Source organism: Acidaminococcus intestini DSM 21505 (assembly GCF_000425045.1).
In the GTDB taxonomy this organism is placed as follows: Bacteria; Bacillota; Negativicutes; order Acidaminococcales; family Acidaminococcaceae; genus Acidaminococcus; species Acidaminococcus intestini.
This window is the reverse complement of record NZ_AULA01000007.1, coordinates 61,049-74,291: the sequence shown is the minus strand read 5'-3', so window position 1 is coordinate 74,291 and position 13,243 is coordinate 61,049. Positions and strand designations below refer to the sequence as shown.

Sequence of the window (13,243 nt, the reverse complement as noted above, 5' to 3'; positions counted from 1 at the left end):
TCTGAAAAGACGTCAAAGGAGGTTCATATTGTGAAGGTTTCTGTTGTTATGCCTGTAACAGATGCACATAAAATGGCCCTTAAAAAGGCCGCTCCAAGCGCTGAATTTACGTTTGGAAAGGACGAGACTGCGCTCAAGGAGGCAGATGTCATCATTGGAAATATTGCGCCCCAGAAGGTCAAGACCTTGACCAAGCTGCGGTTTCTGCAGCTGAATTCAGCAGGAGCCAATACCTACTGCGAGCCTGGAATCCTGCCAGACGGTGTGGCTCTTACCAATGCTACAGGGGCCTATGGGATTGCCATCAGTGAACATATCCTGGCAACGGTCCTTTTTCTCATGAAGCGCCTTCCGACTTATTATGATCAGGGTAAGGCGCATCGCTGGGAAGACGCCGGTCCGGTGAATACGCTTTGCGGATCTACGGTCGCTGTCATTGGTTTTGGCGATATTGGCCGCCATTTCGGCCGCATTGCAAAAGCCATGGGAGCTCACGTCATTGGTGTCAGACGGCGCTCGTCCGACCTTGTCCCAGAAGCGGATGAAATGGGAACTTTTGCTTTGCTGGGGGATATCCTTTCCCGGGCTGATGTGGTCGTCTCCTGTCTTCCTGACACGCCGGCTACGCAGGGATTGTATACGGAAACCCGTTTCCTTGAAATGAAGGAAGGGGCTCTTTTTGTCAACATCGGCCGCGGCAATGCCGTCGACCAGGACGCGCTTAAGAAAGCCCTCCAAAGCGGACATCTTTCCGGCGCTGCTATTGATGTGGCAACGCCTGAACCGCTTCCTGAATCAGATCCCTTGTGGGAAGCACCGAACCTTCTTGTGACGCCGCACGTAAGCGGCGGATACCATGCCCAATCGACGTGGGACGCAATCATTGCCATAAGCTGCCGCAACCTTGCGCATTTCATCAAGGGGGAACCCCTCGAAAATGTTGTCGACAGGGAGACGGGTTATCGCAAATAGATGCCATTTTTTGGGATTTTCCTGCAAAATTGCGGACCAATCCATGATATAATATTTTATTCACTATGATGAGTTGAGAGGAGGCAGTACCATGTTTTATATGATTATCATGGGAATCCTTTCCCTGTGTGTAGCCATCTTTGCTGTTCAAAATGCCGTGAGCGTGGAAGTTTCCTTCCTCTTCTGGCATTTTTCCATGAGTCTTGCCTTGATTATCATTGGCTCCCTTCTCATTGGCCTTGTCCTGTCAGGTCTCATTGCCCTTAAAGTAAAGGCCGGTCACTTCATGAAGGAACGCCGCCTCAAAGGGCAGATCAAGGCCCTTGAAGAGGAAAATGCCGAGAATCGGCGCAAGATGGGGACGGTTCCCCATTTTAAAGCAAGACCTAAGGCCTCTGACGCGCCCCAAACGGATGATGATCCCATCATCAAACCATTTGACCCAGGAAAGTAGGAATTTCGTTCATGATCTGCAGTAAAATCAGTCACAAGGCAGGGCCCCTTGACCCTGACCTTTTGGAAACGGGAAAGGCCTTGGGCCTTTCTCCTGTTCTTATGGGGATCCTCAAGCGAAGGAACCTGACGGACCCTGAAGCCATCCGGACCTTTCTTGACGGCAGCCCCGAACCTTTTCATGACCCCTATGGACTGCTCCATATGGAGCGGGCCGTCACGAGGATCTGTGAAGCCCTCAGCAAGGAGGAGAAGATAACGATCTACGGGGACTATGACGTAGACGGGACTTCTGCCAGCTCCTTGCTCTTTCTCTTTTTAACAAAAAATTTGGGCGCCAAGGCTGCCGTTTATATTCCTCGACGCGATACAGAAGGGTACGGACTCAACCTAGAGGCCCTTGAAAAGATCTACGCTGGTGGATCGACCCTTGTTATTACTGTCGACACGGGAATCAGCGGAGCGGATGTGATCAAGAAGGCCCCCACCGGTCTTGACGTCATCATAACGGACCACCACCTGGCTCCGCAGGAGCTTCCGCCGGCCTACACGGTCGTAAATCCCAATCAGCCTGGTGATTCATACCCAGAAAAGGGCATCTGCGGCTGTGGGGTGGCTTTTAAGCTCTGTCAGGCCCTGTGGCAGCATTTTCATCCCGAAAGTGCGCTTTGGACAGATTTGATCGAACTTGCTGCCGTGGCAACGGTAGCGGATGTGGTGCCCCTTGTAGGGGAAAACCGGGAGATTGTTCGCAGGGGACTCAAGAAAATCGCCAATACGTCTCTTGTGGGACTGCGCGCCTTGATCCAGTCGGCGACGCGGGAAGGTTCCCCCATTACGAGTGACACCATTGGGTTTGGCATTGGACCTCGCATCAATGCCGCTGGACGCCTGGATGACGCCATGCTTGCCGTAAAGCTGCTGATAACAAGTGACAGCGAGGAAGCCAAGACCCTTTCCCGTGAACTCAATGACCTCAACGCCAAGCGCCAGGAAATCAGTCAGCGCATCTTTGAAGAGGCAGAGGCCATGCTGACCGCGTCGGGCAAGGTCCCGACCTGGGGCATTGTCCTTGCCAAAGAAGGCTGGCATCCTGGTGTCATTGGTATTGTGGCGTCCCGACTGACCGAAAAATACCATGAACCGACAATCCTGATGTCCATCAAGGACGGCATTGCCAAGGGGTCATGCCGCAGTATTCCTCCGGTCCATCTTTATCATGCCCTGGAAGCCTGCCGCCTCGCCCTGATCCAGTTTGGCGGCCATGCCCAGGCAGCGGGCCTGACCATGGAAGCAGATAAGGTGGACGAATTGCGGCATCTTTTTACAGAGACCGTGAAAACGGCCCTCCATGGCGAAATTTATGAACCGGAAGTGGAACCGGATTATTTCATTCCCGAAGGGGAGGCTGTGACGGAAAAAATTGTCCACGAACTTGAACGGCTCCAACCCTTTGGCCAGAACAATCCGGCTCCGATCTTGGGATTTGAAAGGGCCGTCATCACGGGCGTGCGCACTATGGGAAAGGACGGCAGTCATTTGCGGCTGGACCTTTCAAGCGGCGGCTATGGCTATAAGGGACTTTTGTGGCAGGAAGGCCCGCGGAGCCATTACTTCTACGAGGGAGAAGAGGCAGCCGTGGCCTTTGTGCCCCGCCTCAACACCTTCCGCGGCGTAACCACGGTGGACCTCGAGGTCAAGGCTGTCGATACGGCACAGACCATCGTTGATTGGCGTCACAGCAACCTGAGCAAGGAAGCTATTTTAAATACTATTTTACAAAAAGAAGAAAAAACAGTACTATATAAGCAGGAAAGTGAAACAGAACTGTCCTTTCCTCCCGGGGTCGATGTCCTTCCTTACGGGGCGCCCCTTCCCAGCGGGGTCAAAACGGTTATTTTCTATGATGCCGGTGCCTTTGCCCTTATGGATGAGGCTCATTTTCCCCTGAAAGGAGCGGGTGTGCTCCATCTCTTGTATCATCGCGACGAGATGGTGGCTGCCCGGCAGGCACTTCTTGCTTCCTATCCGGATGTGATGGGCTTACGCCACTGCTATGCCCATATTCGGAGCGTCCTTAACTCGCGTCCTTATGCCACGAAACAGGACCTTTTGGGATCGACACGGGAAGGGTACCGCATTACGGAACGTGTCTTGAAGCTCTTTTTTGATCTGCACTTTTTTCTGGAAAAGGATGGCACCATTGTGCCGCGGCAGGTACAGCCTATTGACATGGCGGAAAACCCTGCCTATCAGGAATTTTGTGCTGAGCGGGACCGTAAGGAAAAACGCCTGACCGCCGCTTGGCAGATGAAGGCCGCGGCAATTGCAGCCTTATGGAATAATTAGAGGGGGTGAGAAGATGGAACAGTTAGATGCAACACCAATCAGTGCAGAGGAATTTTATGTGAGAATCGGGAAATATCTGACCCCTCGCCAAGTGGAGTTCGTCCGGGAGGCCTATAATTTTGCGGCGGAGCAGCATGCCAGCCAGAAACGGGCCAGCGGTGAACCCTACATCATCCATCCGCTGGGGGTAGCAAGCATCCTGGCCCAGCTTCATATGGATGATACAACCCTTGCTGCCGCCTTCCTCCATGATGTGGTGGAAGATACGGATGTGACCCTCGACCAGCTGACCGATATTTTTGGCCTTGAAGTGGCAGGACTCGTCGATGGCGTCACCAAACTCGGCAAGATTGAATATATTTCCCGCGAGGAGCAGCAAGTCGAGAACTATCGGAAGATGTTCCTTGCCATGGCAAAGGATATCCGCGTGGTCCTGATCAAGCTTGCGGACCGTCTGCATAATATGCGGACCATGAAATACATGCCGCCCAATAAACAAAAACGGATTTCCAGCGAGACCCTTGAAATCTATGCGCCCTTGGCGCATCGCCTAGGAATCTATGCCATCAAATGGGAACTGGAAGATCTGTCTTTCCGCTACATGGAGCCGCAGCATTACTATGAGCTTGTGGAGCAGGTCAAGGTCAAACGGCACGAACGGGAAGCCATGGTCCAGGAAGCCATGGACGAATTGAGCCATCTGTGCAGTGATAGTGGGATCAAATGTGAAATCCAGGGCCGTCCCAAGAGCTTTTACAGCATCTACAAGAAGATGCAGAAAGACAACAAAAGCATCAATGAAATCTATGACCTTTTGGCAGTCCGTGTCCTGGTTGACAGCGTAAAGGACTGCTACGGCGTCCTGGGGATTGTCCACGGAAAGTGGCGCCCGATTCCGGGTCGTTTCAAGGATTATATTGCGGTCCCCAAATCAAATGGCTATCAGTCCCTTCATACGACCGTCGTTTCCTCGAGCGGGCAGCCGCTTGAAATCCAGATCCGCACCTTTGAAATGCACCGCATTTCCGAATATGGTGTTGCCGCCCATTGGCGTTATAAGGAGTCCGGCGGGTCCAATATGCCGAGCTCATCGGACAAGTCGGCCGATGAAAAGATGGCCTGGCTGCGGCAGCTCCTTGATTGGCACCGTGACATGCGCGATCCCCACGAATTTGTTGATACGGTCAAGATGGACGTTTTTTCTGATGAAGTCTTTGTCTTTACGCCCCAAGGTGACGTCATTGACCTGCCTTTTGGCAGCGTTCCCATTGATTTTGCCTATCGCATCCATACGGGCGTAGGCAATCGCTGCGTCGGTGCCAAGATCAATGGTAAGATCGTTCCTCTCGACTATAAGCTCAAAAACGGCGATATCGTGGAAATCATCACGTCCAAGACGAGTCCTGGACCGAGCCGCGACTGGATCAACATCGTTGGGTCAAGTCAGACCAAAAATAAGATCCGTCAGTTTTTCAAGAAGGAACGGCGGGAAGAAAATATTGTCAATGGACGGGATATGCTTGAACATGAATGCCGGCGCCTGGGCTATGATACGGCAAAGCTCCTGACGAGCGAAAACCTCAAGGAAGTGGCCACACGTTCCCACTTTGACGGCAGTGAGGAAAATCTGCTGGCTGCCATCGGCTATGGCGGCGTCCTTGTGAGCACGGTCATGGTAAAGCTCATTGAGCTTTACAAAAATGCCCAGAAAAAGAATCAGACCAAGAATCTGTCCCAGCTTCTTAAGGAACTTAAACCGCGGGTATCCAAACCCCATAAAGGAAGTCATGGCATCCTCGTCAAGGGTGAAGATGATATCATGGTGAAGCTTGCCCGCTGCTGCAACCCCATTCCAGGCGACCCTATCGTAGGCTATGTTACCCGCGGCCATGGGGTATCTGTCCATCGCGTCGACTGCCCCAATGTCCTTGCCAATAAAGAGGAATCGGACCGTATGATTGAAGTGTCGTGGAACATCGACACGGATGAAGCCTACAAGGTTGTCCTGCGCATGAGCTGTATCGATCAGACGGGTGTCATGGCCAACATCATGACTGTAGCCAGTGAGACAAAGGTCAATATCAATTCCCTCAATGCCCATACGAATCCAGATAAAACGGCTTATGTGGACCTGGGACTTGACATTACAAGCCTTGAACAGCTAAACTACATCATTGGCCGTATGCGCCGCATCAAAGGCGTCTATAAAGTCGAACGCAAGACCAGTGGTCTGTAAAGGAGCATTATGAGAGCAGTCGTCCAGCGCGTATCAAGCGCCAGTGTCAGTGTCAATCAAGAATCCATCGGCCAGATCCAAAAGGGTTTTCTTGTCCTTTTGGGCGTTGAAAGAGGGGACACGGATAAAGACCTTCACTACATTGTGGAGAAGGTTGCCGGTCTCCGTGTCTTTGATGATGAAGAAGGCCGCATGAACCGTTCCCTTGTGGATACCCAAGGCGAGCTCCTTGTCGTCAGCCAGTTCACCCTCTTGGGGGACGCGCGCCATGGCAAACGGCCTTCCTTTACCCAGTCGGCCCCGCCTGATGAGGCGAAACGGCTTTATGAAAGGGCAGTGGTCCTTTTTCGGGAAAAGGGCATCAAGACCGAAACGGGACAGTTCCAGGCTCATATGGAAGTGTCCCTGATCAATGACGGCCCGGTGACGATCCTCATCGACAGCCGCAAAACATTTTAGGAGAAACCCATCTATGAAACTCTATCGCATCGTTGTAGGCCCCATTCAGGAAAACTGTTACCTCATCAAAAATGAGGAGACAGGGGAGGGCATCATCATCGATCCCGGTGATGAAGCGCTCAAGATTATGGAGGCTGTTAAAAAAGCCGGAATCAAAAAAATTACGGCCATCTTTATCACCCACGGTCATGGTGACCATATTTCAGCTTTGGACGAAGTCAAGAAGCTGACCGGGGCCAAGGTCTATATGAGCCGAGAAGACGCGCCTATGCTTCGCGTTTGGAACAGCAGCCTGTCGTATTCGACAGACCGGGATAAGACTTTTGATCCGCCGGACGTCTATTTTGAAGACGGCATGACTGTTACAGAAGCCGGTCTGACCTTTACCATTGCCGCAACCCCGGGCCATACGCTCGGCGGTGTGTGCATCATTGGCGACGGCGTTGTGTTTGTCGGGGATACGATTTTTCTTGAATCCATCGGCCGTACAGATCTTCCCGGCGGTTCCTATGATGATATCCTCACTTCCATCAAGACAAAACTCTTGACCCTTCCCGATGACTATCGGCTGTTTCCCGGTCATGGACCGGATACGACCGTGGGCTGGGAAAGACGGAGAAATCCGTTTCTGCAGTAAGAGGCGGCCCCTATGATGACACAAAAACCCCGGGGAATGCTTGTAAAGTCGGCTTTTGCACTTCTTGCTTTTACGGCTTTTTGCCTTGTCGCCGATTTTCTGCTTCCCGTCCTGATTTCCATTGCTTTTTCTTATTTGCTTTATCCCATTGTCCGGACGCTTGAAAAGATTACGTGGGGACGGGACCGCCGCATGCCGAGTGCGGTGGCCGTCCTCCTGTCATTTGTCATCTTTCTTCTGTTTATGAGCGCTGCCCTCCAGATTCTCATGGTCCCTTTGGTGACACAGGTCAATACCCTCACCAAGGCCCTGCCGGGTTTTGCTGCCCAGGTGTCAGCGACCATGAACTGGTTTTTTGGCCCGGAGGCCCGTGCCGCGCTTCCTGCCAATGTGCAGGCCCTCATCAATGAAGCCCTGACGACGGCGGGCCGTAACGTCATGGCCCTTTTCCAGGACCTCATTTCATCGACTTTTCGCGTGGCCCGTTCCATGGCGAGTATGGTCCTTGTTCCTTTCTTGACTTTTTATTTCCTGAAGGATTGGCGGACCCTAAAGGCCATGGCTGTCAAAGTCTTTCCCTATGACCGGCAGGCACTTGCCGAAAAGGTTCTCGAAGACATTGGCAGCATGCTCTGCACCTATGTGGACAATATGCTGAAGCTTTGTCTTGTGGCTGCAGGCTGCCTGACCGTTGGCAATTATGTCCTTGGCGTGCAGTATACCTTGGTCCTTGGTCTTCTTGCCATGCTGACAGAGCTCATTCCCCTTGTTGGTTCTGTTGTGGGGACCCTTGTCGCTGTTTTTGTCGCTCTCTTGCAGCGGCCCGCCTTGGCGCTCCAGGTCCTCATTTTTTACCTTGTCTACTATCAGGTCGACTCTCAGGTCATCATGCCCACCCTTGTGGGAAAAGCCATTACCCTGCATCCGGTCCTCATTATCCTATCCGTCATCATCGGAGGGAAACTGGCCGGTGTCATTGGCTTGATCTTTGCTGTGCCAGTACTGGCCATCATCAAGATCCTTTATGGCTATTTCTGGCACTGGGGTGAGCCTCTTCCCAAAGAGGAGGAAAAGGCAATTTAGGCCGCTTTATATTGAAATCATCCAGTATCTTGTGGTAAACTAAAGTGGTTTACATGAAGTTTTTTATTGAAGGAAACGGAGGGGATTATTATGTTAACAACGGCACCCCGTGGTACCAAGGACATCCTGCCCGGCGCGGTCAATGGCTGGCGGTATGTCGAATCCGTCTTGCGCGACGTTTGCCGCGAATTCAACTATCAGGAAATCCGCACGCCAATCTTCGAGCATACGGAACTCTTCCAAAGAGGCATCGGTGACGGTACGGACGTTGTTGATAAGGAAATGTATACGTTCAACGACCGCAGTGGCAGAAGCATTACGCTTCGTCCCGAAAATACGGCTGCTGTCGTACGTTCCTTCGTCGAAAATAAACTCTATGCTGAACCTATGCCGCTGAAGGTCTTCTATATCGGACCCATGTTCCGGTACGACCGTCCCCAGGCTGGCCGCATGAGACAGTTCCATCAGTTTGGCGTCGAAGCGATGGGCTCCCCGTCCCCGGTGGTGGATGCGGAAACCATCCTGCTTGCTATTACGGTCCTCAAACGGCTTGGCCTCAAGGACCTTAAACTCAAGATCAATTCCGTCGGCTGCCCGAAATGCCGCCCGCAGCACCGCACCCTCCTGCAGGACTATTTCCGTCCGCATCTGAAGGAACTGTGCGAGGATTGCCAGAGCCGCTTTGACCGCAGCCCCCTGCGTATCCTTGACTGCAAGGTCGACCATGATAAACCCTTCATGGCTGGGGCTCCAAAAATCACGGATTCCCTGTGCGAAGAGTGTCATGATCATTTTGAAATGGTCAAGAAACTTCTTGATGAAGCAGGCGTGGACTACGAAGTCGACAGCACCCTCGTCCGTGGCCTTGACTACTATACGAAGACGGCTTACGAAGTCCAGTATTCCCCGCTTGGGGCGCAGAGCGCCGTTGGCGGCGGCGGCCGTTACGATGGCCTTGTTGAGGAACTGGGCGGACCTTCCACACCGGGCGTTGGCTTTGCTATGGGCCTTGAACGCATCATCCTGGCTCTCGAAAAGCAGGGACTCCTCAAGTCCGAAAAAGAAGCCATCGATGTCTTTGCTGTTGTGCCTGATGAAGGCGGCACGGCAGACGCGTTCAAAGCCGTCATGACCCTGCGTGAAGCCGGTTATTCCTGCGACATGAACCAGATTGGACGCAGCATGAAAGCCCAGATGAAACAGGCTGACCGCACGGGTGCCCGCTTTGCCCTCATCTTCGGGGAAGAAGAACGCAGCCGCGGTGCCGTGACGGTCCGTAACATGGCTGACAGCAGCCAGGAAGAAATCAAACGATCCGAGATTGTATCCTATATGAAAAAGGCAGAGGTGTAAAACAACATGAGTTTTGAACGCAGTCACCACTGTGGTGAGCTTAGAAAACAAGACGCCGGCAAGGAAGTTACCTTGTGCGGTTGGGTCAGCAAACGGCGTGACCATGGTGGAATTATCTTCATTGATCTACGTGACCGGTCCGGTCTGGTCCAGGTCGTTATTGACCCGGCCCATGATGACAAGGATTTCCATAAGGCGGAAACGGTCCGCAGTGAATTTGTCCTGCAAGTCAAAGGTATGGTCCGCAACCGTACGGAAGAAACGGTAAACCCGAACCTTCCGACCGGTGAAGTGGAAGTCGTAGTCGAAGGCCTCAATATCCTGAACCCGGCCAAGACGCCTCCTTTCTATATCCAGGACGGTGTGGACGTCGATGAAAATGTAAGACTGCGCTATCGTTATCTTGACCTGCGCAGACCAGAAATGCAGCGCAACCTCATCCTCCGTCATAAAGTGACGAAGCTCGTCCGTGACTTCATGGATAACCAGGGCTTCCTTGAAATCGAAACGCCGATGCTCTGCAAGAGCACTCCGGAAGGCGCCCGTGACTATCTTGTCCCGAGCCGTGTCAACCCTGGCAAGTTCTATGCCCTGCCGCAGTCTCCGCAGCTGTTTAAGCAGATTCTCATGGTAGCCGGCATGGAAAAATACTTCCAGATTGCCCGCTGCTTCCGTGATGAAGACCTGCGCGCCGACCGTCAGCCTGAATTTACCCAGCTTGATATGGAAATGTCCTTCATCGACGAAGACGACATTATGACGCTGACAGAAAACCTCATTGCCTATGTCTTTAAAAATGCTCTTGGAAAGGAACTGCAGGTTCCTTTCGGCCGCATGACCTGGGATGATGCCATGGATCAGTACGGTTCGGATAAGCCGGACCTGCGCTTTGGCATGAAGCTTGTCAACATGAACCAAGCCCTTGAAGGGACCCAGTTCAAGGTCTTTAAGGACATCATCGAAAAAGGCGGTCTTGTCAAAGCCATCAACGTCAAGGGCTACAGCGCCATCCCGCGCCGTGAACTCGACGGCCTTGTAGACTTTGTCGGTATCTATGGTGCCAAGGGCCTTGCTTGGATTATTGTCAACGAAGACGGTTCCATCAAGAGCCCGATTGCCAAATTCTTCAGCGAAGAAGAAATGAAGCGCATCCTGGAAACGGGCAAAGCTGAAAAAGGCGACGTCCTGCTCTTTGTGGCTGATAAGAATCCCCTTGTCGTGGCAGCCGCGTTGGGGGCCCTTCGTCTTGAAATGGGCAAACGCCTGAACCTCATCGATCCCGATAAGCTTGCCTTTACGTGGGTTGTGAAATTCCCTATGTTCGAATACAGCGAAGAAGAACACCGTTATGTCGCTATGCACCATCCGTTTACGTCTCCCTGCGATGAAGATGTGGATAAGCTTCTCACCGATCCAGGTCATGTCTATGCCAAAGCCTATGACATGGTCCTTAACGGCGTAGAAATTGGCGGCGGTTCCATTCGTATCCATGACCGCACTGTTCAGAACAAGGTCTTTGAAGCCATTGGGCTTACAGATGAACAGGCTCAGGAAAAATTTGGCTTCCTCCTGAATGCCTTCGAATTTGGCGCGCCTCCTCATGGCGGCCTTGCCTTTGGCCTTGACCGTCTCATCATGCTCATGGCGAAACGTCCGTCCATCCGTGATGTCATTGCTTTCCCGAAGACGCAGAGTGCTGTGGACGTCATGAGCCAAGCTCCGAACATCGTCGACGAAAAACAGATGCGCGAACTGCATATCAGGAGCACGGTCGTAAAGAAGGAAAAAGAAGAATAACCCCATTGACTGCGAGCTGAGGAGAAATCCTTGGCTCGTTTTTGTATGACGGGGAAGTCTCAAAGGTAAGGGTAAAAAGTCGGAAAGTTGAGCTGCGAAGGTGCGAGCCAGCAAGCGGGCACGTAAGGCGAAAAGTCAAGAGGGCAGCAAAATAAGCCCCATGCGGGAAGCCGTCATGCATTTTCTTGTTCCTTCTGTTTTTGCGCAGCGGGGAATCGTTCATTTTGCCAATCAGTCCGCTTTTTGAACTGGCTGATTCTCCCTCAAACCTTGCACCCATCCCCATTTCTTGCTATAATACAGGTAAAGAGCAACCCTCCGATGTACGAAAAAGTCCTATAGGTTTTGAGCCAACACTCTTTATAAGGGAGCCCGAAAACTCCGGCCGCTCATGGTATGCCCCCCTGAGGGGACATCAGCAGTGACAGGGAGGGCACCCACCTGCTCATGCAGGTTCAAAACAAGGGACGGAAACGGCATTGTAGGGCTCTTTCTTTTTTATATCAATTCATTCACGTTCGAAGGAGTCCGAAGCGTTATGCCTCTTGTTCTCATCAGTTTAGCCGTCATTATCCTGGACCGCGTGACGAAAATCCTGGTTCAATCCCATCTGGCAGAGGGAGAGAGCATTCCCGTCGTGCCAGGGGTCATGAGCCTGACTTATATTCTTAACCCCGGTGCTGCTTTTGGAATGCTGGAGCACCAGCGGCTGTTTTTCATCTTGATGACGGTTGCCGTCATTGCCGTCCTGATTTATTTCTGGCGCAGGATCAAAGAAGAAGCGATTGTCGTCCAATTGGGTGCAGCCTTTTTCCTGGGCGGGGCCGTGGGAAACCTCATCGACCGCATCGAAACGGGCTTTGTCATTGACTTTTTTGACTTTTATTTTTGGCCCATCTTCAATGTGGCCGATATCTTTATTTGTGTAGGAGTGGGGCTGATTGTATGGAATATTGTCATGGACGAATGCCGGAAGACGGAACCACAAAAGTAACTGAGCCCGCTGCAGAAAAGGATCAAGGGCTTCGCGCGGACTGCTATCTTGCTGACGTCCTGGATCTTTCGCGTTCAAGCCTGCAGCACGATATGGAAAAAGGACTTGTCACCAAAGAAGGGAAGCCGGTCAAGGCAAGTTATAAGGTCAAGTTGGGGGATGTCTTTACGGTTGTCATTCCGCCTGCTGTGAGCCTTGAGGCAGAACCTGAGCCCATTCCTTTAGCTATCCTCTACGAAGATGAGGATGTGATTGTCGTCAATAAGCCGCGGGGCATGGTTGTCCATCCCGCGGCGGGAAACTATACAGGGACCCTTGTAAACGCCCTTTTATATCACTGCAAGGATTTATCAGGAATCAACGGCGTTGTCCGGCCCGGCATTGTGCATCGCCTCGATAAGGATACTAGCGGCGTCATGGTCTGTGCAAAAAACGATAGGGCTCATCTGTCGCTTTCCCAACAGATCAAGGACAAGGAAGCCAAACGTACATACATTGCTGTTGTGCGGGGCAATATCAAGGACGACCGGGGCCATATTGAGACCCTCATCGACCGAGACCCCAAGGACCGCATGCGTATGGCTGTTGTGCCTTCCGGCGGCCGCCTTGCCGTGACCGATTATGAGGTCCTTGAACGTTACGGCCGCTTTACGGTCGTGCGCTGCCGCCTCCAGACTGGAAGGACGCATCAAATCCGCGTCCATATGACTTATCTGGGACATCCCCTGGTGGGAGATCCCAAATATCAACCGCAAAAGACCTGTTTTTCCATTGACGGACAGGCCCTTCATTCTGAGACATTGACGTTCCGTCATCCCCGGACGGGAAAGATCATGTCCTTTACGGCACCCCTTCCCGGCGATATGGAAACGATCCTGACGCGTCTGCGCCATGGCCAATTTCATTAAGG

11 protein-coding genes and 1 other RNA gene are annotated in these 13,243 nt (G+C 52.3%); all 12 read left to right on the top strand.

Annotated elements, in window-relative coordinates; genetic code table 11:
• Nucleotides 1-30 precede the first annotated feature (30 nt).
• The 12 genes from H503_RS0103330 to H503_RS0103275 all read left to right on the top strand — a co-directional run bounded on the left by H503_RS0103330 (nucleotide 31) and on the right by H503_RS0103275 (nucleotide 13,241).
• Nucleotides 31-972, top strand: a complete 942-nt coding sequence (locus tag H503_RS0103330) for a D-2-hydroxyacid dehydrogenase (RefSeq protein WP_026385431.1) — start codon at nucleotides 31-33, stop codon at nucleotides 970-972.
• Nucleotides 973-1,063: 91 nt separating this feature from the next.
• Nucleotides 1,064-1,426 (top strand): LapA family protein, encoded by a 363-nt coding sequence (locus H503_RS0103325; protein ID WP_009015588.1) that lies wholly within the window; start codon nucleotides 1,064-1,066, stop codon nucleotides 1,424-1,426.
• 11 nt (nucleotides 1,427-1,437) lie between these two features.
• Nucleotides 1,438-3,774, top strand: a complete 2,337-nt coding sequence (recJ, locus tag H503_RS0103320) for a single-stranded-DNA-specific exonuclease RecJ (protein ID WP_016459684.1) — start codon at nucleotides 1,438-1,440, stop codon at nucleotides 3,772-3,774.
• Between the two features lie 13 nt (nucleotides 3,775-3,787).
• Nucleotides 3,788-6,010 carry a RelA/SpoT family protein gene (locus H503_RS0103315; RefSeq protein ID WP_016459683.1) on the top strand — a complete coding sequence of 741 codons (2,223 nt, stop codon included), beginning with the start codon at nucleotides 3,788-3,790 and terminating at the stop codon, nucleotides 6,008-6,010.
• 9 nt (nucleotides 6,011-6,019) lie between these two features.
• Entirely contained in the window at nucleotides 6,020-6,469 is a 450-nt protein-coding gene (gene dtd, locus H503_RS0103310; protein WP_009015585.1) for a D-aminoacyl-tRNA deacylase, read from the top strand.
• 13 nt (nucleotides 6,470-6,482) lie between these two features.
• Complete coding sequence (locus tag H503_RS0103305) at nucleotides 6,483-7,106, top strand: MBL fold metallo-hydrolase (protein ID WP_009015584.1); 624 nt, start codon at nucleotides 6,483-6,485, stop codon at nucleotides 7,104-7,106.
• Between the two features lie 12 nt (nucleotides 7,107-7,118).
• The gene (locus H503_RS0103300) at nucleotides 7,119-8,189 is read left to right on the top strand and encodes an AI-2E family transporter (RefSeq protein WP_009015583.1); all 1,071 of its coding nucleotides are present in this window, start codon (nucleotides 7,119-7,121) and stop codon (nucleotides 8,187-8,189) included.
• Nucleotides 8,190-8,279: 90 nt separating this feature from the next.
• Nucleotides 8,280-9,542, top strand: coding sequence for a histidine--tRNA ligase (hisS, locus tag H503_RS0103295; protein ID WP_016459681.1), 1,263 nt, complete (start codon nucleotides 8,280-8,282; stop codon nucleotides 9,540-9,542).
• Nucleotides 9,543-9,548: 6 nt separating this feature from the next.
• Nucleotides 9,549-11,339 carry an aspartate--tRNA ligase gene (aspS, locus tag H503_RS0103290; RefSeq protein ID WP_009015581.1) on the top strand — a complete coding sequence of 597 codons (1,791 nt, stop codon included), beginning with the start codon at nucleotides 9,549-9,551 and terminating at the stop codon, nucleotides 11,337-11,339.
• A gap of 310 nt (nucleotides 11,340-11,649) precedes the next feature.
• Nucleotides 11,650-11,831: non-coding RNA, 6S RNA (ssrS, locus tag H503_RS12190), on the top strand.
• A 46-nt stretch (nucleotides 11,832-11,877) separates the two neighbouring features.
• Entirely contained in the window at nucleotides 11,878-12,333 is a 456-nt protein-coding gene (lspA, locus tag H503_RS0103280; protein ID WP_009015580.1) for a signal peptidase II, read from the top strand.
• Nucleotides 12,285-13,241, top strand: a complete 957-nt coding sequence (locus H503_RS0103275) for an RluA family pseudouridine synthase (RefSeq protein ID WP_014128249.1) — start codon at nucleotides 12,285-12,287, stop codon at nucleotides 13,239-13,241. The genes lspA and H503_RS0103275 overlap by 49 nt, the downstream gene beginning before the upstream one ends.
• Nucleotides 13,242-13,243: the final 2 nt, after the last annotated feature.